Origin of the sequence: Mesorhizobium sp. M1088, from assembly GCF_040318575.1 — a bacterium.
In the GTDB taxonomy this organism is placed as follows: Bacteria; Pseudomonadota; Alphaproteobacteria; order Rhizobiales; family Rhizobiaceae; genus Mesorhizobium.
The window spans coordinates 187,396-213,945 of sequence record NZ_JAMYMO010000001.1 but is presented as its reverse complement, the minus strand read 5'-3'; the positions used below and the strand labels follow the sequence as shown (position 1 = coordinate 213,945).

24 protein-coding genes and 1 riboswitch are annotated in these 26,550 nt (G+C 63.6%); of the genes, 11 read left to right on the top strand and 13 right to left on the bottom strand.

Features of this window, described 5'->3' with window-relative positions; genetic code table 11:
* Positions 1-76 precede the first annotated feature (76 nt).
* Positions 77-1,588: a sugar ABC transporter ATP-binding protein gene (locus NKH49_RS01160; RefSeq protein ID WP_352472280.1), complete on the bottom strand. Its 1,512-nt coding sequence runs from the start codon at positions 1,586-1,588 to the stop codon at positions 77-79.
* A gap of 135 nt (positions 1,589-1,723) precedes the next feature.
* Here NKH49_RS01160 and mtnK point away from each other — a divergent pair, with 135 nt between their 5' ends.
* The 10 genes from mtnK (at position 1,724) to dhaL (ending at position 12,423) form a co-directional block, all read left to right on the top strand.
* Positions 1,724-2,995 carry an S-methyl-5-thioribose kinase gene (mtnK, locus tag NKH49_RS01155; protein ID WP_352472279.1) on the top strand — a complete coding sequence of 424 codons (1,272 nt, stop codon included), beginning with the start codon at positions 1,724-1,726 and terminating at the stop codon, positions 2,993-2,995.
* Entirely contained in the window at positions 2,992-4,086 is a 1,095-nt protein-coding gene (mtnA, locus tag NKH49_RS01150; RefSeq protein ID WP_352612266.1) for an S-methyl-5-thioribose-1-phosphate isomerase, read from the top strand. Before mtnK ends, mtnA begins: the two co-directional genes overlap by 4 nt.
* A 181-nt stretch (positions 4,087-4,267) precedes the next feature.
* Entirely contained in the window at positions 4,268-5,152 is an 885-nt protein-coding gene (locus NKH49_RS01145; RefSeq protein ID WP_352612264.1) for a helix-turn-helix domain-containing protein, read from the top strand.
* Positions 5,153-5,282: 130 nt separating this feature from the next.
* Positions 5,283-5,945 carry a 2Fe-2S iron-sulfur cluster-binding protein gene (locus NKH49_RS01140; protein WP_352612262.1) on the top strand — a complete coding sequence of 221 codons (663 nt, stop codon included), beginning with the start codon at positions 5,283-5,285 and terminating at the stop codon, positions 5,943-5,945.
* 3 nt (positions 5,946-5,948) lie between these two features.
* On the top strand, positions 5,949-6,935 hold the full coding sequence (locus tag NKH49_RS01135) for an FAD binding domain-containing protein (RefSeq protein WP_352612260.1): 987 nt from the start codon (positions 5,949-5,951) through the stop codon (positions 6,933-6,935).
* A 71-nt stretch (positions 6,936-7,006) separates the two neighbouring features.
* Positions 7,007-7,477 (top strand): nuclear transport factor 2 family protein, encoded by a 471-nt coding sequence (locus NKH49_RS01130; protein ID WP_352503006.1) that lies wholly within the window; start codon positions 7,007-7,009, stop codon positions 7,475-7,477.
* 98 nt (positions 7,478-7,575) lie between these two features.
* On the top strand, positions 7,576-9,885 hold the full coding sequence (locus NKH49_RS01125) for a xanthine dehydrogenase family protein molybdopterin-binding subunit (RefSeq protein ID WP_352612256.1): 2,310 nt from the start codon (positions 7,576-7,578) through the stop codon (positions 9,883-9,885).
* A gap of 116 nt (positions 9,886-10,001) precedes the next feature.
* Positions 10,002-10,148: riboswitch (FMN riboswitch) on the top strand.
* A gap of 77 nt (positions 10,149-10,225) precedes the next feature.
* Positions 10,226-10,699: a 6,7-dimethyl-8-ribityllumazine synthase gene (locus NKH49_RS01120; RefSeq protein WP_352612254.1), complete on the top strand. Its 474-nt coding sequence runs from the start codon at positions 10,226-10,228 to the stop codon at positions 10,697-10,699.
* Positions 10,700-10,767: 68 nt separating this feature from the next.
* Complete coding sequence (locus NKH49_RS01115) at positions 10,768-11,775, top strand: dihydroxyacetone kinase subunit DhaK (RefSeq protein ID WP_352612252.1); 1,008 nt, start codon at positions 10,768-10,770, stop codon at positions 11,773-11,775.
* A gap of 9 nt (positions 11,776-11,784) precedes the next feature.
* Positions 11,785-12,423, top strand: a complete 639-nt coding sequence (gene dhaL / locus NKH49_RS01110) for a dihydroxyacetone kinase subunit DhaL (protein ID WP_352472272.1) — start codon at positions 11,785-11,787, stop codon at positions 12,421-12,423.
* Here the strand turns inward: dhaL and derI are convergent.
* Genes derI through NKH49_RS01095 form a run of 3 tightly spaced genes read right to left on the bottom strand, consistent with a single transcriptional unit; the run spans position 12,420 to position 14,423 of the window.
* Positions 12,420-12,863, bottom strand: a complete 444-nt coding sequence (gene derI / locus NKH49_RS01105; protein WP_023676015.1) for a D-erythrulose-4-phosphate isomerase — start codon at positions 12,861-12,863, stop codon at positions 12,420-12,422. The genes dhaL and derI overlap by 4 nt on opposite strands.
* Positions 12,864-12,889: 26 nt before the next feature.
* Complete coding sequence (locus tag NKH49_RS01100) at positions 12,890-13,648, bottom strand: triose-phosphate isomerase (protein ID WP_352472271.1); 759 nt, start codon at positions 13,646-13,648, stop codon at positions 12,890-12,892.
* Between the two features lie 10 nt (positions 13,649-13,658).
* Positions 13,659-14,423 (bottom strand): DeoR/GlpR family DNA-binding transcription regulator, encoded by a 765-nt coding sequence (locus NKH49_RS01095; RefSeq protein ID WP_023676017.1) that lies wholly within the window; start codon positions 14,421-14,423, stop codon positions 13,659-13,661.
* 255 nt (positions 14,424-14,678) lie between these two features.
* Between NKH49_RS01095 and fba the strand changes: the two genes are divergently transcribed.
* Positions 14,679-15,743, top strand: coding sequence for a class II fructose-bisphosphate aldolase (fba, locus tag NKH49_RS01090; protein WP_352612250.1), 1,065 nt, complete (start codon positions 14,679-14,681; stop codon positions 15,741-15,743).
* Positions 15,744-15,790: 47 nt separating this feature from the next.
* On the opposite strand, the gene NKH49_RS01085 is transcribed toward fba, so the two are convergent.
* The 9 genes from NKH49_RS01085 to NKH49_RS01045 all read right to left on the bottom strand — a co-directional run bounded on the left by NKH49_RS01085 (position 15,791) and on the right by NKH49_RS01045 (position 26,508).
* A complete protein-coding gene (locus tag NKH49_RS01085; protein ID WP_352472317.1) occupies positions 15,791-16,729 on the bottom strand; it encodes a sugar phosphate isomerase/epimerase family protein in 939 nt (312 codons plus the stop codon).
* Positions 16,729-18,246 (bottom strand): glycerol-3-phosphate dehydrogenase, encoded by a 1,518-nt coding sequence (locus tag NKH49_RS01080; RefSeq protein ID WP_352872105.1) that lies wholly within the window; start codon positions 18,244-18,246, stop codon positions 16,729-16,731. Before NKH49_RS01080 ends, NKH49_RS01085 begins: the two co-directional genes overlap by 1 nt.
* A gap of 19 nt (positions 18,247-18,265) precedes the next feature.
* The gene (locus NKH49_RS01075) at positions 18,266-19,306 is read right to left on the bottom strand and encodes a 2-hydroxyacid dehydrogenase (protein WP_352612246.1); all 1,041 of its coding nucleotides are present in this window, start codon (positions 19,304-19,306) and stop codon (positions 18,266-18,268) included.
* 7 nt (positions 19,307-19,313) lie between these two features.
* Positions 19,314-20,876, bottom strand: a complete 1,563-nt coding sequence (locus tag NKH49_RS01070; protein WP_352612244.1) for an FGGY-family carbohydrate kinase — start codon at positions 20,874-20,876, stop codon at positions 19,314-19,316.
* Entirely contained in the window at positions 20,876-22,000 is a 1,125-nt protein-coding gene (locus NKH49_RS01065; protein ID WP_352612242.1) for an ABC transporter ATP-binding protein, read from the bottom strand. The genes NKH49_RS01070 and NKH49_RS01065 overlap by 1 nt, the downstream gene beginning before the upstream one ends.
* The gene (locus tag NKH49_RS01060; protein WP_352612240.1) at positions 21,997-23,115 is read right to left on the bottom strand and encodes an ABC transporter ATP-binding protein; all 1,119 of its coding nucleotides are present in this window, start codon (positions 23,113-23,115) and stop codon (positions 21,997-21,999) included. The genes NKH49_RS01065 and NKH49_RS01060 overlap by 4 nt, the downstream gene beginning before the upstream one ends.
* Positions 23,116-23,119: 4 nt before the next feature.
* On the bottom strand, positions 23,120-23,977 hold the full coding sequence (locus NKH49_RS01055; RefSeq protein WP_023676025.1) for a carbohydrate ABC transporter permease: 858 nt from the start codon (positions 23,975-23,977) through the stop codon (positions 23,120-23,122).
* 9 nt (positions 23,978-23,986) lie between these two features.
* Entirely contained in the window at positions 23,987-24,910 is a 924-nt protein-coding gene (locus NKH49_RS01050; RefSeq protein WP_352452414.1) for a carbohydrate ABC transporter permease, read from the bottom strand.
* Between the two features lie 152 nt (positions 24,911-25,062).
* The gene (locus NKH49_RS01045) at positions 25,063-26,508 is read right to left on the bottom strand and encodes an ABC transporter substrate-binding protein (protein ID WP_352472259.1); all 1,446 of its coding nucleotides are present in this window, start codon (positions 26,506-26,508) and stop codon (positions 25,063-25,065) included.
* Positions 26,509-26,550 lie beyond the last annotated feature (42 nt).

Genomic DNA, 26,550 nt, shown 5'->3' with positions numbered 1-26,550 from the left:
TCCCGCACGCCGGCACCGTCTTTATCCAACCCGAATTCATGCCCTCTCCATTCCAATTCTCATCGTCATCCCGCCGTCAGGCTGCGCTGTGCAACGGCCCGCCCGCCACTTCGGCCAGCAGACGCTCGAGATCGACATCGGTATTGCGGTGCTCGCCGACGATCGTCTGCTCCGACATCACCAGGATGCGATCGGCCGTCTCCAGGGCTTCGTCGAGTTCGGTGACGAACAGCAGCGTCGCGCGGCCGTGGGCGCTGGCCCGCAGCTTGGCGGCGATGTCGCGCCTAGCCGAAATGTCGACGCCCTGAAAGGGCTCGTCGAGGATGAAAAGCCTTGCCGCCTGCGACATCCAGCGGGCGACCATCACCTTCTGCTGATTGCCGCCGGAAAGCGACGCCATCTCGTCCCTCTCCGAGCGGCAGACGATGCCGAGCTCCTGGATCTGCTGGCGGGCAATGGCGCGTTCGATACGGCGTTTGAGAACACCGAGACGCGACATGCGGCTGTGGAACGGCAGGCTGATATTCTCCTGGATGTTGAAGTCGCCGACGATGCCGTTTTCGCCTCGGTCCTTGGCGACGAGAAACACACCGGCGGCAATCGCTTCGCCGGTCGATGCCGGAGCATAAGGTTTCCCGTTCAGCACCATGGTCCCGGCCAGCGGCTGGCGCAGGCCGAACAGCGTCTCGGCGAGCACGGTCTTGCCGACACCGACAAGGCCGGTGATGGCAACGACCTCGCCATCGCCGAGGGTCAGCGAGATCGGCCTGGCGCCTTCAGCAATCCGCAGCGCGTCGGCAGTGAAAATTGCTTTGGCCGAATTCCTGGCGACGATCCGCTCGAGCTGGATCTTGCGGCCGAGCATGGCGTTGACCGCACCTTCGTAATCCAGCGGCTTCTTGTCGAAGATACCTGAGATAACCCCATCGCGCATCGAAATGATGCGATCGGCAAGCCGTCTGATATCCGACATACGGTGCGAGATGTAGAGGATGGCCACGCCTTGCTGGCGAAGCCGGTCGAGCAGCGCGAATAGCCGGTCGGCTTCGGCGCTGGACAGCGAGGAGGTCGGCTCGTCGAGGATCAGCACTTTCGGCCGATGCGCCATGGCGCGGGCGATCGCCACCATCTGGCGGTCGGCCAGAGAGAGATCGCTGATCCGGGCCTTGAGGTCGATGGCCAGTCCCATGCGGTGGGCCACCGCCTTTGCCTCGCGACGCACCCGGCCTGGATTGAACAGGGTCGGCACGCCGCTGCCGCTCAACCTGTCGAGGGTAAGGTTGGTGGCGACGTCGAGGTCGGCGACGACACCGTCATTGATGTTCTGGTGGACGGTAACGACGCCGGCGCGGATCGCCTCCGCCGGCGTTTTCGGGTCGAACACGTGACCGGCAAGCGACATCGTGCCGCCGCCATGGTCGTAGACACCACTGATGATCTTGACGAGGGTGGATTTGCCGGCGCCGTTGGCGCCCATCAGCACGGTCACTTCGCCGGCACGCAATTCGAGCGAGACGCCGCCAAGCACCTCGATATGGCCAAAGGATTTCCTCAGGCCGTCGACGCGGAACACGGCATCATTGCCCATTCGTTCCTCCCTGAACATGACGCTATGGGCTATATCGGCAATTGTCAACACGATTGACAATTGCCAGCAGGCTTCCTAGCTTGGCCCGACCGCGTTGGCTCCGCTATCATCGGAGCACATGAGCGGGAGGTGAGGATGACTGGGAAATCGCCGTTCGAAGCACTGTCGGTCGAGACACTGGCGGGCCGTCTCGGTGCCAACGAGGCCCTGTGTTCGCAGATCGGCAAGGATACGAGCCAGTGGAAGGTTCGTGAAGTCGGCGACGGCAATCTGAACCTGGTGTTCATCGTCGAGGGTGCTGAGGGTGCGGCCGTCGTCAAGCAGGCCCTGCCCTACGTCCGGCTGGTCGGCGACAGCTGGCCGCTGCCGCTAAAACGCTCCTTCTTCGAATACCATGCGCTGACGCGGCAACAGGCGCGGGCGCCGGGTTCGGTGCCCTATATCTATCACTTCGACGAAGGCCAGGCGCTGATCATCATGGAGTATCTGTCGCCGCACATTATCCTGCGGCGGGCGCTGATCGAAGGCCGGCAATTGCCCAACATCGCGACAGACATCGGCTTGTTCATGGCCCGCACGCTGTTTCGCGGCTCCGACCTGCATATGGCGACCAAGGACCGCAAGGCCGATCTGGCGCTGTTCGCCGACAATGTCGAACTCTGCGACATCACCGAGAACCTGGTTTTCTCGGATCCATATTTCGATGCCAAGATGAACCGGCACACCAGCCCGCAGCTCGACGGCATTGTCGCCGAGCTGCGCGCCGACCGCGACCTCAAGGTCGAGGCGCAGCGCATGAAGCACATCTTCGCTGCCAATGCCGAGACGCTGCTGCATGGCGACCTGCATTCCGGCTCGATCATGGTCACCGACACCGAAACGAGGATGATCGACCCCGAATTCGCCTTCTACGGGCCGATCGCCTTCGACGTCGGCATGCTGCTCGCCAACTTCTGGATGGCGTTCTTCTCGCAGCGCGGCCATGAACAGGACGGAAGCCGCGACGCCATGCGTGACTATCTGATCGGCGTTACGGTCGAGACATGGTCGGTGTTTCGCGCCGAGTTCTCGCATCTGTGGCGAACCGAGCGTACCGGCATGCTCTACCAGAAGAGCCTGTTCGAAGATCAGGGCGACAGGCTTGGCGCCGAGCAGGCGCTAGACCACATGCTGCATTCGATCTGGACCGATCTGCTCGGCTTTGCCGGCGTCGAGGTTCACCGGCGAATTCTCGGCCTTGCCCACAATGCCGATTTCGAGACCATTGCCGATCCGGATCTGCGCGCCAGATGTGAGGCAAAGGCGCTGAAATTCGGCCGTCATCTCGCCGTCAACCGGCGCCAGATCCACAGCATCGACGAGGTCAACCGGTTGGCCGCGCTGATCGAACGGGAGAGCAGGATTTGAACGTCGGCGACCGCCACTACCGCACCATCTGGCCGAGTGACGACGGGCGTTCGGTGGAGATCATCGACCAGCGCTGGCTGCCGCATGATTTCCGTATCGAAAAGATCGATACCGTCGCCGGCATCGCCACGGCAATCCGCGACATGTGGGTTCGCGGGGCGCCGCTGATCGGCGTCACCGCGGCCTATGGCGTCGCCATGCAGATGGCCGACGATCCGTCGGATGCAGCACTCGACGCCGTCTGGGCAACCTTGCACGAAACGCGCCCGACGGCGATCAATTTGCGCTGGGCGCTGAACGAAATGCAGCGCTTCCTGCTGACGCTTCCCCTGGCAGAACGTGCCGCGGCTGCCTATCGGCGTGCCGGCGAGATCGCCGACGAGGATGTCGGCCTCAACCGCGCCATCGGCGCCCATGGGCTCGAAATCATCAAGGCGATCGCGGCGCGCAAGCAGCCGGGCGAACCAGTCAATATCCTGACCCACTGCAATGCCGGCTGGCTGGCCACCGTCGACTACGGCACCGCCACCGCGCCGATCTATCTGGCGACGGAAGCCGGTATTCCAGTCCATGTCTATGTCGACGAAACGCGACCCCGCAACCAGGGTGCCCAATTGACCGCCTGGGAGATGGCCGGCCACGGCGTGCCGCATACGCTCATCGTCGACAACGCCGGCGGCCATCTGATGCAGCGCGGCCAGATCGACATGGTCGTCGTCGGCACCGACAGGACCACCGCCGACGGCGATGTGTGCAACAAGATCGGTACCTATCTCAAGGCACTGGCCGCCGCCGACAACGACGTGCCGTTCTATGTCGCGCTGCCGTCGCCGACGATCGACTGGACCGTGGGCGACGGGCTGGCCGACATCCCGATCGAACAGCGCTCGCCCGACGAGGTCTCACTGGTCTGGGGCAAGACCGCTTCCGGCGAGATCGCCCAGGTCCGCGTATCCCCGGAAGGCACGCCGGCGGCCAATCCGGCCTTCGACGTGACGCCGGCGCGGCTGGTCACCGGCTTGATCACCGAACGCGGTGTCGCTACGGCCTCGCGCGAAGGCCTGAGGGTGATGTTTCCCGAGCGCGGATGATCGGCTTTTCCGGGAGGGCGCTCCGGATTTGCCTAATCTCACGATTTCTTGAACACGGCACGGTTAAAAACGCCCGTTGCCTGTCCCACATGGACGGCCGTATGCGTAGCGGCGGGGCGGCGCCCAACGCTCGAAGCCGGGGCTGCCCACGGCTCGGCGAGTGAACCAGCGGGATACCGCGATGTCATTCAGACCGTTGCTTGGTGACGGACGGGTTCGGAGCCAGGACGAGAAGTCGGAGCCCCTGCAAACCGCGTCATGGGTCAGCTCCTCGATCATCTTCGACAACCGGCGGTGGGCGTGCCGGGAGGCGGAGCTCCGCTGGACAGCCCCTCATCATCTGATCGTGCTGACCGAAGAAGGCGGCACGTCCCATACATCCATCCGGCACGAGGCACGATCCCTTTACGACGGAATGGACCGTCCCGGAGCCCTCACCTTCGTCCCGGCAGGCGCGGAACGACAGGGCTTCTATCGCGATGTAAACCTCTCCTATTCAGCCCTGTGGATCGATCCCGATATCGGGCTTCCCGGATGCGAACGCCTGAGGAACCTGCCTATATTGGTAAACAAGAAAGACGCGGTCGTCGCCACGCTCTTGAGTTCGCTTCGTGACGAGATGGCACTCGGCCACAAGCCAGACACTGCCTATGTCGAGCATCTGGTCGCCCTCGTCAGTCTCCGCGTGGCCAACCTGAGCGGGGAGCAACCGCGGTTTGTACGTCACGGCTGTCTCAGCCGCCGGGCGCTTGGTCGCGTTCGGGATTACATCGATGCGCATATGAATTCCGACATTTCGCTAAGCGAGCTGGCAGCCGCCGCGGGCATGGCCGTCGACAGTTTTGCGCGTCGCTTCAAGGCGACGACCGGCCTTGCACCCTACGCCTATGTGATCGAGGAACGGGTGCGGCGAGCGGAGGCGCTGCTGCGCGAAACGGGTTTGTCGATCGGTGTCATTGCCTTTCGGCTCGGCTTCTCAAGCCAGAGCCACTTCACCACGACCTTCCGACGTCTGAGGGGCATGACGCCTCGTGCCTATCGGGTGAATTCTTCTCCAGAATCCTGATAGTGCCGCCGGTTTCTTGAAAGAAAGCCGCCGCCCGCACTCCCACCTCCAGTGTCGTTGGGTGACAGAACTCGAGGGTTCGCTCGGGTCAAGTTGCCGTCTGGGCTTCATTGCGACTGGGAGATCATGCATGGCCAAAACGGACAACAGGAGCGGGCCGACGCGTCGGATGGTATTGGAAGGCGGTGTTGCGACCGGGGTGCTCCTGGCTACCGGACTACCGGTTGACGCCGAGCCGGCCGAGACCGTCACGGCTGCGTCGTCCTCGTCCTCACCGCTACCGACGATGACGATGTCGTTACGGATCAACGCGAAGGATCTTGCCATCGAGCTCGACCCGCGGACGACGCTGCTCGACGCCCTGCGCAACCATCTCGGCCTCACCGGCTCGAAGAAGGGCTGCGACCACGGCCAGTGCGGCGCATGCACGGTGCTCGTCGATGGGCGCCGGATCAATTCCTGCCTGACGCTTGCCGCAATGCATGAAGGCGACGAGATCACCACGGTCGAGGGCCTTGCCGAGGGTGACCGGCTGCATCCGGTCCAGGCCGCCTTCGTCGCCCGCGACGGTTTCCAGTGCGGCTACTGTACGCCAGGCCAGATCTGCTCGGCGGTTGGCATGCTGGGCGAGGCGCGGGCCGGCTGGCCAAGCCATGCGAGCGCCGACGTGGCAGCGGCTTCCGTCGCTCCCACCGATGCCGAGATCCGCGAGCGGATGAGCGGCAACATCTGCCGTTGCGCCGCCTATCCGAACATTGTCGCTGCAATCCGCGACGCGGCAGAGGAGGCATGAGCAATGCAGTCCTTCACTTATGAACGTGCGGCGAGTGCTGAGCAGGCGGCGGCCGCGGTTGCGGCCCGGCCGGACGCCAAGTTCATCAGCGGCGGCACCAACCTGCTCGACCTGATGAAGCTCGAGATCGAGCGCCCAGCGCATCTCGTCGACATCAGCCGGCTGCCGCTTGATCGGATCGAGCAGACGGCGGAAGGCGGGCTTCGGATCGGTGCCCAGGTCCGCAATAGCGATCTTGCCGCCGACCCGCGGGTAAGGTCGCGTTATCCGATGCTCACGCAAGCGCTGCTGGCGGGAGCGTCCGGACAGATACGCAACAAGGCCTCGACCAGCGGCAATCTCCTGCAGCGCACGCGCTGTCCCTATTTCTACGACCGCAACATGCCCTGCAACAAGCGCCAGCCGGGTTCGGGCTGCGCGGCACTTCAGGGCTTCAATCGCATGCACGCCGTACTCGGCGCGAGCGAAGCCTGCATTGCGGTCCATCCCTCCGACATGGCGGTCGCCATGTCCGGGCTCGACGCCAGGATTGAGACCGTCTCGCCCGGCGGCGAGACCCGCACGATCCCGATCGGCGATTTCCATCGGTTGCCCGAGGCGACGCCCCAGGTGGAGACCGTGCTCGGCCACGGCGAAATAGTCGTCTCGGTTGCCCTGCCGCCGCCGCCACCCGGCCGACAGGTTTACCGCAAGGTGCGCGACCGTGCTTCCTACGCCTTCGCGCTGGTGTCGGTGGCAGCAATCGTCGAGAAAAGCGGCGACCGTATCCGAAGCACTCGGATCGCCATGGGCGGCGTGGCAGCGAAACCCTGGCGCGCGACGGAGGCGGAGCGCGCGCTGGCAGGCGCGGCGGCATCCGACGGTGCCTTTAGCGACGCGGCCGAAGCCGCGCTCGCCGGAGCCGTCGGTCATGGCGCCAATGGTTTCAAGATCCCGCTGGCGAAACGGACGATACGGCACACGCTGGCTGCTGCCGCCGAGAGTGCATGAGGCGATGCGATGACAGAGACGACGACCCCGAACCGCTGTTCCCAGATGCCGGCGCCGAGCAGGAGATCGATATGAAACTCACGCGACGCGCCGTTGCCGCCGCGGGTGGCGGCCTTCTCGTCTCTGCCGCCACAGCCTGGGGCGCCACATCCGACCCGGGAGCTCGTCACGGGCTCGAGGCCGCCGTAGACGCCTTCTTTGCCGGCTGGGCCTCTGGCGACTGGACGGCATTCCTTGACTGTTGCGATGAGACGATGACCTTCCAATTCCCTGTCGGCGAGCAACGAGGCCGACACGGACCGCCAGAGGGCAAACGGGCACTCGCAGCCTGGACCGCCGCGCATCAAGCGCAGGGGAACAGGATCACGAAATCGACCGTCGATCTCAAGCTCTTCGCCGCCGACTGGGTCATCGTCTGCGATCGCGGGAGCGGGACAATCGGTGGCGCGCCCTACACTGGCCTGCATGCGATCTTCATGCGAGCCGGCCCAACAGGGAGGCTGGTCGAGTTTCGCGAGTATTTCGGCGAGATCGCCGCGTGAGCTCCGGCCGCCGCGCGACGAACATAAAGGTGCGAGGAAGCGGCGTCGTCGCGGCCTCGATGTTTCCGAACTCCAGATGAAAAATCTTTAGGTGACTTATGAACGAGACCATACCCGGACTGCCCGGCTCCGCCACCCATTCAAGGGTGAAACCTCGTGCCGATGCTGGCATCATCGGGAGGCCGATCGACCGCATCGACGGTCCGCTCAAAGTGACGGGCGGCGCCACATACGCTTACGAGAATGAGCTGGATGGTACAGCCTATGGCTACATTCTCGGCGCCTCCGTCGCCAAGGGCCGCATCGCCGAGATCGACACGACCGAAGCCGAACGGGCGCCGGCAGTGCTGCTCGTCATGACGCACCGCAATGCGCCGGCCCAGCCGGATTTCGGCCCAACGGTCACGCCAACGGTGCCGGAGGTCTTCACGCGCCCCCGGCCCGCGCTCAACAGCGATCGGGTACGGTATTACGACGAGCCGGTCGCGCTGGTCGTTGCGGAGACGTTCGAGGCGGCGCGCGCTGCTGCGGGCCTCATCAGAGTACGTTACGACGAGGAGCCGGGCCTCTACGATCTACCGGGACATATCGCCGACGCCTACGCGCCAAAGCGGACCAATGCCGGCTTCGAGACCGACAGCGTGGTCGGCGACTTCGAGCGCGCCTTTGCGACGGCGCCGATCAAGATCGATTCCACTTACGGGACCCCCTTCGAACATCACAATCCGATGGAGCCGCATGCGACGCTTGCTGCCTGGTCAGGCAACGAGCTGACGATCCGTACATCGGCGCAGACCCTCGCGAACTTCCGGGCCGGGGTCGCCAGCACGCTTCGCATCCCGCTCGAGCGAGTGCGCATCGTCAGTCCCTTCATCGGCGGAGGCTTCGGCTCCAAGCTGATTGCCCATGCCGACACGATCCTGGCCGCACTTGCAGCGCAGGTGCTGCAGCGCCCCGTGAAGATCGCGCTGACGCGACAACAGATGTTCGCCAATGCCGGTCATCGCGCGGAGATGGTCCAACAGGTACGTCTCGGCGCGGACACTGACGGGCGGCTCACCGGGATCGCACACGATGTCTGGTCGGCAACGTCCAGCTTCGAGGAGTACTGCGAACAAACGGCAGTTTTTGCGCGCTCGCTCTACGCGGCGCCGAACCGTCTCACCCGCCATCGCCTGGTTCCGCTGGACATCAACCGCGGCGAATGGATGCGCTCGCCCGGCGAAGCGCCCGGCATGCTGGCTTTCGAATGCGCCATGGATGAGCTCGCCGAGCGCGCCGGTCTGGACCCGATCGAACTCAGGATCCGCAACGAACCGGCACAGGATCCCGAGCGCGGCGTGCCGTTCTCCACCCGCAATCTCGTCGCCTGCATGGAGGAAGGCGCCCGCCGTTTCGGCTGGGAGCGGAGAAACCCGACACCGGGCCGAACTCGGGAGGGCCGCAAGCTTATCGGCCACGGCATGGCGGCGGCGATCCGTCCGAACTATATCGGCGCGGCGACGGCGCGGGTTGCGATCGACCGGGACGGTCGGGTGACGGCGCGGCTCGACATGACCGATATTGGGACCGGCACCTATACGATCCTGACCCAGATTGCCGCCGAGAGCCTCGGCCTGCCGATCTCGTCCGTCAAGGTGGAGCTCGGTGACAGCCGCTTCCCGCGTACCGCCGGCTCCGGCGGGTCCTGGGGCGCAGCAAGCGCGGGTTCGGCCTTGTATAATGCGTGCAACGTCCTCAAGGAACGGATCCTGGAGGCGGCGCAGTCGAACGAAGCCTCGCCGTTGCGCGGCGCGAACGCCACCGAGGCAAGCTTTGCCGACGGCGAGGTCAGGGTCGGCCAGCGATCGGCGAGCCTGACCGATCTTATCCGAGGGATCTCTCCCGATGGACTCGAAGCCGAAGGCTCCGTAGCCGCGGGCGCCACCACCCAGTCATACAAGACCTATTCGCAGCATTCCTATGGCGCGCATTTCGCAGAGGTCGCTGTCGATTGCGATACCGGTGAAATCCGCATGCGCCGGATGCTGGCTGTGATCGGCGCGGGCCGTATCCTCAACGCCAAGACCGCGCGCTCGCAAATCATCGGCGGCATGACCTGGGGGATCGGTGCAGCGCTGATGGAGCAGACGGTGCTCGACCCGCGCTACGGCCACTTCGTCAATCACGATCTTGCCGAGTATCATGTGCCGGTCAATGGCGATGTCCCCGATATGGAGGTCGCCTTCCTCGAGGAAGACGACGACAAGGCCAACCCGCTTGGCGCAAAGGGTCTCGGCGAGCTCGGCGTGTGCGGTGCGGGGGCTGCTGTCGCCAACGCCGTTTACAACGCGGCCGGCGTGCGAGTGCGTGAATTTCCCATCACCTTGGACAAGGTGCTGCCTGCCTTACCTGTGATCGCTATTTGACGCTCTCCTCCCTCGCCCTCAACGGTGACCAGGTCGAAACGGATCGCTATTTCTGCGCCATCGACGACGACGACGGTGGTTGACAGCGCTTTCCGACCCTTCCATACAAACGCCGTCAATGTTCTCAGGGCGGGGTGAAAGTCCCCACCGGCGGTAAGGGTCTCGGCCCAAGCCCGCGAGCGCTTTCCGGTTAGCCGGAGAGGTCAGCAGATCCGGTGTGATTCCGGAGCCGACGGTCACAGTCCGGATGGAAGAGAACGAAATGGAAGACGGTCCGCTTTCGCGGTTCGGACTCCGTATCGTGCGTCCTGATTCTGGTTCGAAACGGAAGGATGGACCCATGAATCAGCATTCCCACAACGACTATGAAGCGATCCGCGTTGCCGTCATTCGCGCGCGTTGGCATGCCGATATCGTCGACCAATGCGTTGAAGCATTCGAGGCGGAACTGGCGGTTCTCGGAGAGAAACGCTTTGCCGTCGATGTCTTCGATGTGCCTGGCGCTTATGAGATTCCCCTGCATGCAAAGACGCTTGCCGTGACCGGCCGCTATGCCGCTATCCTCGGCGCCGCGTTCGTCGTCAATGGCGGCATCTACCGGCACGAGTTTGTTGCAAGCGCGGTCATCGACGGCATGATGAATGTGCAATTGTCGACTGGCGTGCCGGTGCTTTCGGCGGTGCTGACGCCGCACAACTATCATGACAGCGCGGACCATCACCGCTTCTTCTTCGAGCATTTCAGGGTCAAAGGCAAAGAGGCGGCCAGTGCCTGCGTGCAACTGCTGGCAGCACGCGAACGCATCGCGGCGTGAAATCTCCGTCGCGGGTGGAAATCCCGGTAAGGCGCTGTAGTATCTCACGAAAACCAGGGAGGATGCCGGTGCAGACCAAGAAGATCATCAATGACGGTAACCGCTCCGTCGATGAGATGCTGGAGGGCATCCTGGCCGCGCATCCGCGCCATCTCAGAAGTGCGGACGGCAGCCGGCGCTCCATCATCGCCCGCGACGGCCCACGCCCAGGCAAGGTCGGTCTCGTCATCGGTGGCGGCTCGGGCCACGAGCCGACCTTCCTCGGCTTCGTCGGCAAGGGGCTGGCCGACGCCGCCGCGATCGGCAATGTCTTCGCCTCGCCGCCGCCGGACCCGATCCTCGAATGCGCCAAGGCGGCCAGCGGTGGCGCCGGCGTGCTGTTCATGTACGGCAACTATGCCGGCGACGTGATGAACTTCGACATGGCCGCCGAAATGGCGGCAATGGACGACATCGAGGTGCGCACCGTGCTGACCACCGACGATGTCGCCTCGGCGCCGCGCGACCAGAGGCAGAAGCGGCGCGGCGTCGCCGGCAATTTCTTCATCTTCAAGGCCGCCGGTGCCGCATGCGACCAGATGCTGTCATTCGATGAATGCGAGCGTATCGCCAGGAAGGCCAACGATCACACCTTCACCATGGGCGTGGCGCTGTCGCCCTGCTCGCTGCCGCAGACCCGCCGGCCCAATTTCGAGATCGGCCCGGACGAAATGGAGATCGGCATGGGCATCCACGGCGAGCCAGGCACCGCGCGTGGAAAGTTGAAAACGGCCGACGAGATCACCGACGAAATGCTGGACAAGGTCCTCGACGAGATGGCGCCGGCGCGCGGCGATAAGGTCGCCGTTCTGGTCAATTCGCTCGGCTCAACGCCGTTGATGGAGCTCTACATCATGAACCGACGCGTCAAGCAGAGGCTGGATGACGTCGGTATTTCCGTCCATGCGACCTGGGTCGGCAATTACTGCACCTCGCTCGAAATGGCCGGTGCCTCGGTGACGCTGATGCATCTCGACGGCGAGTTGCAGGCGATGCTCGACCATCCTTGCGACGGCGCCATGTTCCGCGCCGGCTGAGAAAGCATCATGACCTCGATCGATTCAGTCGGCTTGAAAAGAATGTTCGATGAGATCGCGGCGGCGATCGACGCCGACAAGGACAGGCTCTGCCAACTCGACGGCGTCATCGGCGACGCCGACCATGGCATCGCCATGGCACTAGGCTTCACAGCTGCGCGCGATGCACTAGCGCAACTCGACCTCGCGGCGACCGAGCCGACGGCGCTGCTCAACACTGCGGCGAAATCCTTCCTCAACGCGGTCGGCGCCTCGTCAGGCCCGCTCTATGCGACCGCCTTCATGCGCGGTGCCGCCGCCGTCAAAGGCAAGGCAATTCTGGAGGACGCTGACACCATCGCCATGCTCCGGGCGATGGCGCAAGGCATCCAGGATCGCGGCAAGGCCGAGCTCGGCGAAAAGACCATGGTCGACGCCTGGCTGCCGGCTGCGCAAGCAGCGGGTGCCGCGCAGGAAGCCGGCAAGAGCCTGTCCGAGAGCCTGGAGGCTGCACTTGCAGCGGCCGAACGAGGTGCCGAGGCGACCAAGGACATGATCGCCGCCAAGGGCCGCTCATCGCGGCTCGGCGAGCGCTCGCTCGGGCATATGGACCCCGGCGCCGCATCGGCCGTGACGATTATCAGAGCGATGTGGAACAGTCTGGCTTAACCCCGCTTCGCCGCGTCGAGCCTGTCGATCGCCTGGACATTGCCGGCCGACGGTCCCTTCTCATCGAATTCCGATGCAAGCCATGCATCGACGATCGACTTGGCCAGTTCCGGGCCGATGACGCGGGCGCCCATGGTGATGATCTGGGCGTTGTTGGATTTTGCCGCGCGCTCGGCCGAATAGGTGTCGTGGGTGAGTGCGGCGCGAATGCCGGGCACCTTGTTGGCGGATATGGATACGCCGATGCCGGTGCCGCAAAACAGGATGCCGCGATCGTTTTCGCCGTCCAGGATGGTCTGGGCGAGCTTCTGTGACAGGTCGGCATAGTAGCCCGACTGGCTGAGGTCGCTAACCGTGAGGCCGGGCTTGGTAGCGAGGTGAGCGGCAATGACGTCGAGCAGCGGCTTACCGGCGCTATCAGCTCCAATGGCAATTTTCATGTTCCGTTTCCTTCCTGTTTGGTGATTCAGATCGCCGCCGAGGCGCGCTTGAGGATGTCGATATAGCCGTCCGCCTGCCAGGCCGAGCGGCCGATGAACAAGCCGTCGATGTTGGGCTGGCCGACCAGTTCGGCGGCATTTTGCGGATTGACGCTGCCGCCATAAAGCACCGGCGGCACCACCGGCAGCAGGTCGCGTGCGATTTTCTTGATTAGCGCCTGCTGCCTGTCGGCATAGTCCGAACTGGCCGGCACGCCCTTGTCGCCGATCGCCCAGACGGGCTCATAGGCAAACAGGATCGTCGCCGCCTTCGCCGCGCCTTCGAGAAACTGCAGCGCGCCGTGCACCTGCAAGGCCAGCACCGCAGCGGCCTGCCCGCTGTCGCGTTGAGCCAGGGTCTCGCCGACGCAGATGAGTGGCACGAGACCATGCTTCACCGCCGCCGCAGTCTTCAGACCGACGGCGTTGTCGGTCTCGCCGAAATGCTCGCGCCGTTCGCTGTGGCCGAGCTCGACCATGTCGAGGCCGCAGTCTTTCAGCATGACCGGCGAGATCTCGCCGGTCCAGGCGCCGGCGTCGGCCCAATGCATGTTCTGCGCGCCGACCTTGATGCGCGTCGGCGACAGCGCTTTCTTGACCTCGCGGATCGCCGTGAAGGGCGGGATGACGAAAGGCTGGATGCGCTCGTCGAAACCGGGGACGAACTCCGCCAGCGCCTCGGCGAAAGCCATCGCCTCGGCGAGCGTCTTGTTCATTTTCCAGCTGGTGCCGACCCAATAAACCATACGTGCCCTCCTATTCTGCGATCACTGTCAGCGAAACGCCGGCACCATCCAGCGCGGCGCGCATCTGCGGCTGCGGCTCGCGGCCGGTGAAGACCGTGTCAAAGGCCTTGAGATCTGTCAGGAAGTGCAAGGCAGTGCGGCCGAATTTCCCATGATCGACCAGCAGATATTTGCGCGCTGCTGCGGCCATCATCAGCCGTTTGGTCTGGACCACTTCCTGATCCTGGTGAAAGGCAGAGGCACCATGGATGGCCGATGACGACAGGAACGCGACATCGGCGCGCAATGATTTCAGCGTGTCCTCGGCGAGCAGGCCGAAGAAGCCGTGAAACTTCTTGTTGTATTGGCCGCCGAGCGCAATCAGGTTGATGCCGGCAACGCCCGCCAAATCCTGGATGACGGCCAGATTGTTCGAGATCACCGTCAGCGGACGCAGATCGGCAAGATGCCGAGCAACGCCGCCCGCGGTTGAGCCATCGTCGATGATCACCGTCTGACCCGGTTCGATCATCGTCACGGCAGCGGCGGCGATGCGCTTCTTCTCGTCGCCGGCCAGCCGCTGGCGGTAGCGGAAATCGCTCTCGAAAAGGCTGCTCGGCTGGATCGAGGCGCCGCCGCGCACCTTGCGCAGGAAGCCGCTTTCCTCGAGCTCGTCGAGGTCGCGGTGGACAGTCATCTTTGACACGCCGAAGCGTGAGGCAAGATCGTCGACACTGGCGGTGCCGATGTCCATCAGAAAATCCATGATGCCTTGCCGACGGCCGTCGCTCTTCATTTCCGCGGCTTCCTCGTGCAATCCGGTTCCGAGATATAACACCAAACGTCGCACAAGCCACCAAATTTTTGTGATAATGTTATATCTCTATGGGATATCATGACGCTTCTGGTCGCGTCCTGTAACAAGAATTGCTGCCGGCCGAGCGCCCAGCGGTTGCGGTGCCGCGGAAATCCGGCCAGAAGCATCAGGGGCTCGACGACAACCGAACGGCCCGCAAACACTGGCTCGAAACCGGATACGGGAGACTACTGAGTGGCTCGCATCACACTGAGACAATTGCTCGATCATGCCGCCGAATTCGGCTATGGCGTGCCTGCCTTCAACATGAACAATATGGAACAGGGCCTCGCCATCATGGAGGCAGCCGAGGAGACCAAATCGCCGGTTATCCTGCAGGCGAGCCGCGGCGCCCGAGCCTACGCCAACGACGTGGTGCTAGCCAAGCTGATCGACGCGCTGGTCGAAATCCATCCCGATATCCCGGTCTGCATGCATCTCGACCATGGCAACAACGAAGCCACCTGCGTCACCGCGATCCAGCACGGCTTCACTTCGGTGATGATGGACGGATCGCTGAAGGAAGACGGCAAGACGCCGGCCGACTACGCCTATAATTCCGGCATCACCCGCCGCGTCGTCGACATGGCGCATTGGGGCGGCGTCTCGGTGGAAGGCGAGATCGGCGTCCTTGGATCGCTTGAGATGGGCGGCGGCGAGCAGGAAGACGGCCATGGCGTCGAGGGCGTCATCAGCCACGACCAGCTGCTGACCGATCCCGTGCAGGCCGAACAGTTCGTGCGCGACACCCGTGTCGATGCGCTGGCAGTCGCCATGGGCACCAGCCACGGCGCCTACAAGTTCAGCCGCAAGCCGGACGGCGCTGTACTGGCCATGAACGTCATCGAGGAAATCCACCGCCGTCTGCCGAGTATGCATCTCGTCATGCACGGCTCGTCCTCGGTGCCGGAGGAGTTGCAGGAGATCATCAACAAATATGGCGGCCAGATGAAGCCGACATGGGGCGTGCCGGTCGAAGAGATCCAGCGCGGCATCAAGCACGGGGTGCGCAAGATCAATATCGATACCGACAACCGCATGGCGCTGACCGGCGCAATCCGCAAGGTGCTGACCGAGAACCCGAGCGAATTCGATCCGCGCAAATATCTGACGCCGGCAATGGCCGCGATGCGGAAGCTGTGCAAGGAGCGCTTCGAGCAATTCGGCACCGCCGGCAACGCACCGAAGATCAAGCCGCTGCCGCTGTCGGAAATGGCCAAGCGCTACAAGTCCGGAAGCCTCGATCCGAAATTTGGCTGACGTATTCCGGCTCTGAGCAGGAGCTGCCTCAGCTCCTGCTCATCCGATCATGCTCGCGGCAAGAGATCGGCCCTGCCGGTCTCGATAAAGGGTGCCCAGTAGTCGACCGACTCGCGGATCATGGCGATGACCTGGTGGTCGACGGGCTCGCGCTCGCGGAACGACAATTCGAGGCAGATCTCGTTGTCGACGCCGCCGCCACGGCGAACCGTCTCCAGCAGCTTTTCCGGCGTGATGCGGCCGTCCTTGTTGTGAGCGGCAATGAACGGCCAGTGACCACCCTTATTCATCGACGACTGCTTGACGTGGATGATCGGCGATTGCCTGGGAAAGGCTTCGGCCCAGGCATAAGGGTCGGTGTCCGCCGGATTGCTCGAGGTCACGTCGCCATGGTCGATGTCGACCATCATCTTGAACGGGACGGCCATGCCGGCCGCTTCGATCTCGCGCTGCAGTGCCCGGCAGCTTTCGATCGTATGGCCGAATTCGCGGCCGACCGACATCGGCTCCCAGAACAGGTAGGTCAAGCCGGCTGCTTTGGCATGCTCGGCGACCTCGCGCCAGCATTCCAGCGCGATGTCGAAAAGCCGCGCGCGACGTTCAGGATTGTCGTAATCCCGGTGAGTGAAGATCGCGAATTGCGTGCCCATGCCTGCGGCGCCGAGCTCGGCCGAAACTTCTGAAAAGGTCTTGAACCAGTCGACGTAGTAGCGCCGCACGTCGGCATCGGGATGGCCGAAATGATTGAGCCGGCCGTAAGGGCCGGTCATCGCGGAGGTCACGCGCACACCGGTGCGGTCGAGCGCGGAGCGGAACAGGCGGACGAATTTGGCGATCGTCGCCGCCGGCCAGCCGGGATTGACGAATTCATGGGTGAGTTGGACGTCCCTGATACCGATCTGATAGGCGATCGCGTCGATCAGGTCGTCCGGCTCCGCAAAGCGGTTGACCAGCGGATTGGTGTTGAGCGAAAGCGTAAAGGCCATCAGCCGGCCTTTGCCAGCCGGCTCGAGCACCAGTCCTCGAAGGCGGTTCTTTCCGCGGCGGACAGATGCAGGCCGTGCTTGGTGCGCCTTTCGAGAATATCGGCGGCGGTCTCGGCCCATTCATGCTCGAACAGGTAATTGGCTTCGCGCTCGAAAAAATCCTTGCCGAAGCGCCGGCCCAGTTCGGCGAGCGAGGTGGCCGCGCCGACCAGATCGCGCGTCCTTGTGCCGTAGAGCCTGCCGTAATGCTTGACCAGCGATGCCGGCATCCAGGGAAATTCATGGCCGAGGTCGCCCAGAAACTGCTCGAAATCGGCATTGGCGATATCGCCGCCCGGCAGGTGCCCTTTCGAGGTCCACGGCTTGCCCATTTTCGGACAGAACGGGGCGATACGGTCGAGCGCGTGCTCGGCCAATTTGCGGAAGGTGGTGATCTTGCCGCCGAAGACCGAAAGCAGCGGCGCCTGCCCAGCCGGTGCGTCGAGTTCGAATATGTAATCGCGGGTCACCGCGCTCGGATTGTCGGCATTGTCGTCATAGAGCGGCCTGACGCCGGAAAACGAGTAGACTACGTCGCTGCGCGCAAGCTGGCGCTTGAAGTAGCGATTGACTGCCTTGATCAGGTAATCGATCTCGCTGGCATCGGCGGTCACGTCCTCCGGCCGCCCGTCATAGGGAATGTCAGTGGTGCCGATCAGCGCCAGATCGTCCTGATAGGGATTGATGAAGATCACCCGCTTGTCGCTGTTCTGAACGAGATAGGCCTGCCGCCCTTCCCAGAATTTCGGCACAACGATGTGGCTGCCCTTGACCAGGCGCACGTTGCGCCTGGAATTCTGGCCGGCGACGCGGTTGATGACGTCGTTGACCCAGGGTCCGGCGGCGTTGATCAGCGCCCGTGCCCGGACTGTGGTCCTGACGCCGGTTCGACCGTCGCGCATCTCCACCGACCACAGGCCGTTTTCGCGGCGGGCGGCGGTGCAGGCAGTGCGGGTGAATATCCTGGCCCCACGCTCCGCGGCGTCGAGCGCATTGATGACGACCAGGCGGGCGTCGTCGACCCAGCAGTCGGAATATTCGAAGCCGCGCTTGAAGCTGTCCTTGATCGGCGCGCCTTCTGGCGCGGTGCGCAGGTCGAGCGTGCGGGTGGCCGGCAGTCGCTTGCGGCCGCCAAGATGGTCGTAGAGGAACAGGCCGAGCCGCACCAGCCAGGCCGGCCGATCATCGGGGCTGTGTGGCAGCACGAAGCGCATCGGCCAGATGATGTGTGGCGCGGATTCGAGCAGCACCTCGCGCTCGATCAGCGCCTCCCGCACCAGGCGGAACTCGTAATATTCGAGATAGCGCAAACCGCCATGAACGAGCTTTCCCGATCGCGAACTGGTGCCCTCGGCAAGATCGTCCTTTTCGCAAAGAATGACCGACAGACCCCGGCCCGCCGCATCGCGCGCGATTCCGGCGCCATTGACACCGCCGCCGATGACGAAGAGGTCAACGATTTCGGTTTCACCGTTCATTTCGCTCTATGCCCTGTCGTCAGCATGGATTGACCGGAGGCAGCCCGGCGATGTAGCGGCGCACTTCCTCGGCCGCCTGCTCGGCCGCGTAGGTCACGGTGCGTACCGACGCGCCGGCGATATGCGGCGTCAGCGTCACGTTCGGCAGTTGCAACAGCGGCCAGTCGGCAGGCACCGGCTCGATGGCGAACGTCTCCAGCATAGCGCTGCCGATCTGCCCCGAGACGAGCGCATCGTAGAGCGCATCGTAGTCGACCAGCGGTCCGCGCGCGGTATTGACGAAGATTACGCCGGGTTTCATCCGGGCGATGGCGTTCTTGCCGATCAGGCCGCGCGTCTCCTCGGTGACCCGGGAATGCAGCGTGACCACATCGGAGCGCGACAGCAGATCGTCCAGCGCAACCAGTTCGACGCCGGCATTGCGGTCCTCGGCGCTCAATTGCACATAGGGATCGCAAACCAAGATGCGGCAGCCGAAGGCGCGCAGCAGGCGAACCAGCCTGGTGCCGATATTGCCGTAGCCGATGACGCCGACGGTCATTTCGTTGAGCTCGCGGCCGGTGCGATCGGCGCGGTAGAGATCGCCGCGCCATTCGCCCTTGCGCAAGGCTTCGTGACCGACGCGGATCAGCCGCGTTTCAGCGAGAATGGCGCCGATGGTGAACTCGGCCACGGCGCTGGCGTTGCGGCCGGGCACATTGACCACGGTGATGCCGTGGGCCTTGGCGGCGGCCATGTCGATGTTGATCGGTCCGCCGCGCGAGACCGCAACCAGCTTGAGCGTGGGCAGGCGCTGCATCATGCTTTCGGAGAGCGGCGCAAGCTGAGTGACGAAGATTTCGGCGTCGCCGATGAAATCCACCACCTCGTCGGGATCGCCGAAATACTCCTTGACCTTGTCCAGACCAAGTGCGGCATTGCCGAATTGCATCGGCTCGTCGGGCCAAGCGGTCTCAATGCTGCGGATGTCGAGATTGTCGCCGCAGGCCGCCTCGATTTTCTCGCGAAACACTTCCGGAAGCATGAAGCGGTCGCCGATGATCGCAATTTTCTTGGGCATGCTCTTCTCAATTCACGTCGGTTTGCCTGGACGCGGCCATCGAGCGCCAGACCGGCCGCAACGCCTCATGCGCCAATGTGTAGGACGGAGCCATCGCCTCATAGGCAGCGGCAAGTTTCCGGTCGCTGGGTTCGGCCGTACGGAGCAAAGGCGTGACCCATTCGCTGACGCAATCATCCATCGATGCGTATTGGCCGACGCAGACCGCAGCAATCATTGCGGCGCCCGCAGCACCGGCCTCCTCGCGCTCGCTGGTGCGAATGTCGGCGCCGACCGCAGCACCCAGGATCTTGCGCAGAGCCGGGCTCCTGGCCGCTCCGCCGGTCAGGCGGATTTCCTTGGGCAGGGGGCCCATGGCGGCGTAGCAATCGCGTGCCGCGAAAGCCAGCCCCTCGAACACCGCGCGGACTATGTCGGCATAGCCGTGCCTGGACGAAATGCCGATGAAGCCGGCCCTGGCATTGGCATCGACGAACGGCCCGCGCTCGCCGGCCTCCGAGACATAGGGCTGGTAGAGCAGCGAGCCTGGCTCGGACGACGATATCCACTGGTCGACCAGCGCGATCATCTCGCCATTGGTCCGCGTAATACCTTGCGAGGCGAGAATGCCGGAGGCGAGGCCAAGGACCCAGTCGATATTGAGCGTTGCCGCCATGTTCGACTGCATCTGCGCAAAGACGCCGGGTGCCGGCATCGTCATCGTGTAGCCGGTTGCAGCCTCGTTGAGCAGAACCTGGTCCGGCGTTTCGGCAAGCCGCATATGCATTCCGGTGGAGCCGATGATCGAGCATCCCGGCTTGCGTTCGCGATCGAACAGGCCGGCGCCGAGCGCCGTGCAGGCGACATCGACATAGGCCAGAACGACCGGTGTGCCGGCGAGCAGGCCGGTCGCATCGGCTGCTGCCGCCGACAGCGAGGTGCTTTGCCTGGTGCCATCGACGATGGGCGGCAACAGATGCCGGAGATCGGTGACGCCGAGTACCTCGAGCACATCATCGCAATAGCCGCGCGTGCGGAAGTCGCCGAAGGTGAAGGTGCCCTCGGACGGGTCGGTGGCGCGGTGGCCGGTCAGCTTGAAATAGAGCCAGTCCTTGCAGTGGAACGCCGTCGCTGCATTGGCAAGCATCGCGGGCATGTGGCGCTTCATGAACACGAACTGCGATCCCTGCTGGCAGGCAGCGAGCCCGCTGCCGGTCTTTTCGAAGCGCAGCCGGTCCTCCGGCCGCGCGCGGATCTCCTCGACGACCGCGGCAGCGCGCGCGTCGAGCCACAGCCAGCCCTTGGCAACCGGCTCGCCATCCTTGTCGATCAGCCAGGTACCGTCGCCCTGCCCAGTCACGGCGATGGCAATGGTCCGGCTGGCGAGATCCGGCACCTTGTCGGCAAGCTCGCACAAGGTCGTCGCGGTATCGGCCCAGGTGCGTGTCAGGTCCTGCTCGGCGCCGCCGCCCGGCAGTGTCTCGTATTTATTGGGCAGCGCGGCGGACGCGATCTGCCTGCCCGCCGTGTCAAAGGCGACGGATTTTATGACAGACGTGCCGGCGTCGATGCCGATCAGCACATCCTGCATCAAGCCAGCTCCGTGCCGTGCGAAATGGCATTGCCGCTCGCCTGATCGAAGACGTGAAGGTTTTTCGGATCGATGCTGATCTTGATCGGCGCGCCAAGCTCCAAGCGGGTTCGGTCATGTTCGACCAGGACCAGCGAACCGCCGGCGAAATCGGCGGCGATATGGGTCTGGTCGCCGAGCCATTGATTGGCCGAAACCGTCGCCGGCACACCATCCTTCGAGCGGCGGACCGCATAGGGCCTGACGCCGATGACGACGCGCTGCCGGTTGAGCAATTCGTCGCGAACCGGGCCGCTGAACGCATCCTTGTCGTAGTCGAGCGAAAGCCCGTCGGGCAGCTTGAGACTGATCTTGCCGGCGGCCGTGCCGACATAGGCCTCGAAGACATTCATCGGCGGCTCGCCAACGAAGGTGCCGGTGAACAGGTTTGCCGGCCGCTCCTTGAGCCTGTCAGGCGTATCGAACTGCTGCAGCACGCCGCCCTCCATGACGGCAATGCGGTCGGCAAGCGCGTTGGCCTCGGTCTGGTCGTGGGTGACCAGGATCGCGGTCAGGCCGCGCTCCTTGATGAAATGCTTGATGCGGCCGCGCAGCACGGCGCGAAGCTGCGGCTCGAGCTGGCCCATCGGCTCGTCCAGCAGATGCAGGTCGGCCTCGCGGATCAGCGCCCGGCCAAGGCTGGCGCGCTGCTGCTGGCCGCCGGAGATCGAGCTCGGATAGCGCTCGAGAATGTCCTCGATCTCGAGCAGCTTGGCGATGTTGGCAACCTTTGCATCGACTGCACTCTTCGCCAGCCTGGCGGCCTTGAGGGCGAAGGCCATGTTCTCGCGCACGGTCAGCGGCGGGTAGAGCGAATAGCCCTCGAAGGCCATTGCGACGTTGCGCCTGACCGGCGGCAACGTGTGCACTTTGCGGCCGGCAACCGCGATGGCGCCGCGCGAGACCTCTTCGAAGCCTGCGATCATGCGCAATGTCGAGGTCTTGCCGCAGCCGGAGGAGCCGAGCAGCGCCACGATCTCGCCCTTGACGATTTCCATCGTCAGGTTCTTGACGGCGTGTACGCCACGGTCAATCGGACCGTAGAACTTGTCGACGCCCGAAATGGTGATTGCGGTCGGGCTCATGCCGCTTCTCCGCTGCGCAAATTGACGACGTTTTTCGAGCCGATGCGCTCGCCGCTTGTGCGATCGAACAAAAGGGCGCTTTTACTGTCGACGGCAATGTAGACCTTGCCCTCGGATTGGCCCGGTGTCCCGGAAGGACGCGAAACCAGGATTTCACGGCCGCGCACGGTGCGCACCAGCGTGACGATCTTCTCGTTGAGCGGCGTCTCAGCCTCGACCGTCACCGGGATGGCGCCGAGCGTGCGTTCATCGACAAACGCCAGCGCCTCCGGCCGCAAACCGATCACGCAGTCGCGGCCGACCGCCGTCTCATGAGCGCCGGCAAGATGGACCTGGACGTTGGACAGGCCGACATAGATGCCCTTGGCGTCCCGCGCCGGCTTGACGTCCAGAAGGTTGATGGTCGGGTCGCCGAACAGCCGGGCAATCTCGACGTTGGCCGGCTCGCGATAGATCTGTTCGGGCGTGCCGAGCTGTTTCACGACGCCCTGCGACATCACTGCGATGCGATCGCCAAGCGCCATCGCTTCCTTGTAGTCCTGGGTGACGTAGACAACGGTTGCGCCACGATCGGCGAGCAGCCTTGGCAGCTCGAGCCGCATTTCGAAGCGCAATTTGGCATCGACGTTGCGCAAGGGATCGTCGAGCAGCAGAAGCGGCGGCGAGCCGACCAGGGCGCGGGCAAGCGCGGTGCGCTGCTTCTGGCCGTTGGACAGAGCCCGCGGCTTGTGGCTGAGCACATGGCCGATCTTCAACAGCTTGCCGACGCTCTCGACGCCGGCCTTGATCGCGCCCTGCGACGAATGCTTCGCCTGCAGCGGCGTGGCGATGTTGTCGAACGCCGTCATATGCGGGAATAGCGCGAAGTTCTGGAATGCCATGCCGACGCCGCGGAACTCGGCGTCGACGTCGGTCATGTCCTCGCCGCCGATGAGGATCTTTCCCTCGTCGGGGTCGATGACGCCGGCGACCAGCCGCAATAGCACCGTCTTGCCGGCGCCGGACGGCCCGAACAGGACCAGCGTTTCGCCGTCGGCGACGGTCAGCGACAGATTGTCGAGAACGGTCTGGCTTTTGTAGCGCTTGACGATGTTTCGCAGTTCGAGGCTTGCCATCGGACTATCCTTTCACCGCGCCAAGCGACAGGCCTTCGACGAGATAGCGCTGCGCATAAAGCGCGAGCGCCAGCGTCGGCGTGATCGACAGCACGATCGCCGCCGATATCTGGCCATACTGGATGCCCGAGGAGGTGATGAAGGCGAGCGCGCCGACCGTCACCGGCTGCTTGTCGGCCGAGGCAAGCACCAGCGCAAAAACGAAATTGTTCCAGGCAAAGATGAAGGCGAGCAGACCGGCAGCGGCAATGCCTGGGCCGGCGAGCGGCAGCGCGATCTTGCGGAAGGTGGCAAACCAGGAATGTCCGGCAATGCGGTAGGCGTATTCGATGTCGGCGGGAATGTCTTCGAAATAGCCGCGCACGATCCACAGGATCAACGGCAGGCAGATCAACTGATAGACCCAGATCAGCCCGATATAGGTGTTGGCCAGCCCGAGCTTCTGGAAATAGAGGGTGAGCGGCAGGAGCACCAGCAGCGCCGGCGCGAACCGGAACGACAGCAGCGTGAAGGCAATGTCCTCCGAGCCGCGGAATTTGTGCCGCGCAAAGGCGTAGGCCGCCGGAACGCCGAGCAGCAACGCGACGGCAACCGAGGTGACCGACAGGAAGACGGAATTCCAGAGGTTGCGCATGAAGGCGATGTCGAGCGTGCCGGCCGCCGTCATCAGCTTGCCGGTGATCAAGGCAGTGTAGTTGGCGAGCGTCGGCTCGAAGACAAGCTGCGGCGGAATCCGCAGGATTGTCTCGTTGGTCTGGAACGACATCATCAGGATCCAGACGATCGGGAACATGAAGAAGATCACGACCAGCGCCAGGGCAATGCCGCGCAGGATGCGTTCGAGAAGCGAGGTGTGTTCCACGCCAGCCTCCTATGCCTGGCCGCGGGCGCGTTCGCGCAGCCGCAGCCAGTTCTTGATGAAAATGTTCGAGAGGAAATAGGTGATCGCCCACAGGATGATCATCAGTGCCGCCGAGCGGCCGACATTGGTCGACTGGAAGAAGTTGAGGTAGGCCTCGACCTGGAACACGGTCAGCGTGTCGCCCGGACCGCCCTGCGTCATGGCGTAGATGATGTCGAACTGCTGGATGGAATCAAGCAGGCGGAACAGGGTCGCCGTCAGGATGTAGGGGGTCAGCATCGGCAGTGTGATGCGGAAGAAGACGAAGCTGCGTGGCACGCCGTCGAGTGCTGCCGCCTCGAAGGGCTGCGTCGGCAGGCTGCGCAGGCCTGCAAGCAGCAGGATCATGATGAAGGGGGTGTAGACCCAAATGTCGACGAGCACGACGGTGAGCAGCGCCGTCGACGGAGACGAGGCCCAGCGGAAATCCTGCAACCCGATCAGGCTGGCGAGATAGCTGAGCACGCCGAAACCGGGATTGGTCATCAGCTTCCACATCAGCGCGGCGAGCGCCGGCGCCGTCATCAGCGGCATCAGCAGCATGATCGAGATGAAGTTGTTCAGCGTCGAGCGCTTTTGCAGCAGCATGGCGATGCCGAGACCGAGAAGCAGTTCAAGCACAACGGTGATGCCGGCGTAGAGCAGCGAGATCTCCAGGGTGTTCCAGAACTTCGGGTCGGTGAAGAAGGAGATATAGTTGTCGCCCCAGTTGAACTGCCGCGCCCAGGGTTGGCTCAACCGGTAGCGCTGGAACGAATAGACCACCGACGTCAGGAACGGGATCAGGATGCCGATGCAGACCAGCAGAGCCGGCAGGCTGAGGAGATAGGGCAGCACCCGCTTGCTGATCCTGAAGCCCGACGGCCTGTTTCTTTGTATTGTCGCCGCAGTCATCGGCTGCTCCGTCATCCTGTTGCTTCGCCGTCCCGGCCGCCCAAGGGAGCAAGGCGGCCGGTCGGGCGAGCAGGCGGCACCTTTCGGGACCGCGTCGCAAACGTATCACATCTCAAAGGCTGGCCCGCGGACGGGCCAGCCTTGGCCGCGGCTTAGCCGAGCCCGGCTTCCTTGAGCTGGCTGTTGATGCTCTCGGCCAGCTTGTCGAGGCCCTCGTCGACCGGCACTTCCTTGGCCACCATCTTCTGCAGCGTCGCCGCCCATTCGGTGGTGAGATCGAAGAACAGCGGCTGCGGGGTGAACTTGATGCTGGCGCCCGGCGCCGAGACGTCGAACATCTCGACATAACCCGGATAGCTCTTGTTCAGCTTCTCGCGGAACATCTCGTCGTTCCAGACCGACTGACGAACCGGATTGACGAAGTCCATCTTGGTCGCACCGAACAATGCATGCTCGGGTCCGGATGCCCATTGCATGAAGTACCAGGTGGCGTCCTTGTCCTTGGAGAAGTTGGACATCGACAGCGACCAGATCCAGATATTGGGCGTCGGCGCCTTGGCGGCAGGATTGGCCTTGAATGCCGAAAAGGCGAGCTTGCCGGCCATCTTGTTGTCGCCGCCATTCATGAAGTAGCCAAGGATATCGGCGTCGTAAATCATCGCCGAAGCACCTGCACCGAGATCGGTGCCGACCTGGTACCAGGTGTAGGTCGACCAGTCCTTCGGGCCGCTCTCCTGGATCATCTGGACCCACTGCTTGTGGAAAGCCTTGGATTCGGCGGTGTTCATCGCGGCCGACAGCTTGCCGTCAGCCGAGACGTTCAGGTCCTTCTGGTCGAAATTGGCGTAGGCCGACAGGAAGCCCGGGTGGATCGTTGCCCAGGAGCGCGAGCCGCGCACGCCGATGCCGTAGACGCCACCGCCGACGTCCTTGGTGAGCTTCGCCGCCGTAGCGACCATCTCATCCATATTGCCGGGAACGCTGACGCCGACCTTGTCGAACATGCCCTTGTTGTAAGTGATGTTGTTCTGTTCGAAGCCCCACGGAATGCACCATTGCTTGGCGTCTTCCGAACCGAGCGCGCCGCCCGGCTGGCCGTTCCAGGCGCAGGAATTCTTGACGCCCGGCAGGAAGTCGTCCCAGGCATATTTCGGGTTGGTCTTGGCCGGATCCTTGATCCATTCGTTGAGGTCGGTGATCCAGCCGGCCGGGCCGTAGGTCCAGGTCATGTAGGCGCCGGTCATGAAGGCATCGTATTCGGGCGAGCTGGCCGACAGCGCGGCGGTAACCTTGTCGAAATAGACGTCTTCGGGGAACACGTCATAGACGACTTCCATGCCGGTCAGCTTCTTGAAATTGTCGAGGTTGGCAATCATCGCATCGGCGTAAGGATGCTTGTTGAGCAGCAGCTTGATGGTCTTGCCCTTATGCGCCTGCCAGTCGAAATCAGCCGCCAGGGCGCGGGTCTGCCCGAAATTGAGCAGTGTGCCGGCGGTGCTGGCGGCAAGGCCCATTGCACCGAGGCCCTTGATCAGCCCACGGCGGTCGACTTGTCCACGCAGGAATGCGTCGATGAGGTCTTTCTCTTTCTCATGCATTTCTCTTCTCCTCCACAGGGTAGTTTCAACGAAATGGTTGCC

Coding starts and splice junctions, on each gene's coding strand:
- NKH49_RS01160 (WP_352472280.1), bottom strand. CDS start 1,588: ATGGGCAATGATGCCGTGTTCCGCGTCGACGGCCTGAGGAAATCCTTT.
- mtnK (WP_352472279.1), top strand. CDS start 1,724: ATGACTGGGAAATCGCCGTTCGAAGCACTGTCGGTCGAGACACTGGCG.
- NKH49_RS01145 (WP_352612264.1), top strand. CDS start 4,268: ATGTCATTCAGACCGTTGCTTGGTGACGGACGGGTTCGGAGCCAGGAC.
- NKH49_RS01140 (WP_352612262.1), top strand. CDS start 5,283: ATGGCCAAAACGGACAACAGGAGCGGGCCGACGCGTCGGATGGTATTG.
- NKH49_RS01135 (WP_352612260.1), top strand. CDS start 5,949: ATGCAGTCCTTCACTTATGAACGTGCGGCGAGTGCTGAGCAGGCGGCG.
- NKH49_RS01130 (WP_352503006.1), top strand. CDS start 7,007: ATGAAACTCACGCGACGCGCCGTTGCCGCCGCGGGTGGCGGCCTTCTC.
- NKH49_RS01125 (WP_352612256.1), top strand. CDS start 7,576: ATGAACGAGACCATACCCGGACTGCCCGGCTCCGCCACCCATTCAAGG.
- NKH49_RS01120 (WP_352612254.1), top strand. CDS start 10,226: ATGAATCAGCATTCCCACAACGACTATGAAGCGATCCGCGTTGCCGTC.
- dhaL (WP_352472272.1), top strand. CDS start 11,785: ATGACCTCGATCGATTCAGTCGGCTTGAAAAGAATGTTCGATGAGATC.
- derI (WP_023676015.1), bottom strand. CDS start 12,863: ATGAAAATTGCCATTGGAGCTGATAGCGCCGGTAAGCCGCTGCTCGAC.
- NKH49_RS01100 (WP_352472271.1), bottom strand. CDS start 13,648: ATGGTTTATTGGGTCGGCACCAGCTGGAAAATGAACAAGACGCTCGCC.
- NKH49_RS01095 (WP_023676017.1), bottom strand. CDS start 14,423: ATGAAGAGCGACGGCCGTCGGCAAGGCATCATGGATTTTCTGATGGAC.
- NKH49_RS01085 (WP_352472317.1), bottom strand. CDS start 16,729: ATGGCCTTTACGCTTTCGCTCAACACCAATCCGCTGGTCAACCGCTTT.
- NKH49_RS01080 (WP_352872105.1), bottom strand. CDS start 18,246: ATGAACGGTGAAACCGAAATCGTTGACCTCTTCGTCATCGGCGGCGGT.
- NKH49_RS01075 (WP_352612246.1), bottom strand. CDS start 19,306: ATGCCCAAGAAAATTGCGATCATCGGCGACCGCTTCATGCTTCCGGAA.
- NKH49_RS01070 (WP_352612244.1), bottom strand. CDS start 20,876: ATGCAGGATGTGCTGATCGGCATCGACGCCGGCACGTCTGTCATAAAA.
- NKH49_RS01065 (WP_352612242.1), bottom strand. CDS start 22,000: ATGAGCCCGACCGCAATCACCATTTCGGGCGTCGACAAGTTCTACGGT.
- NKH49_RS01060 (WP_352612240.1), bottom strand. CDS start 23,115: ATGGCAAGCCTCGAACTGCGAAACATCGTCAAGCGCTACAAAAGCCAG.
- NKH49_RS01050 (WP_352452414.1), bottom strand. CDS start 24,910: ATGACTGCGGCGACAATACAAAGAAACAGGCCGTCGGGCTTCAGGATC.
- NKH49_RS01045 (WP_352472259.1), bottom strand. CDS start 26,508: ATGCATGAGAAAGAGAAAGACCTCATCGACGCATTCCTGCGTGGACAA.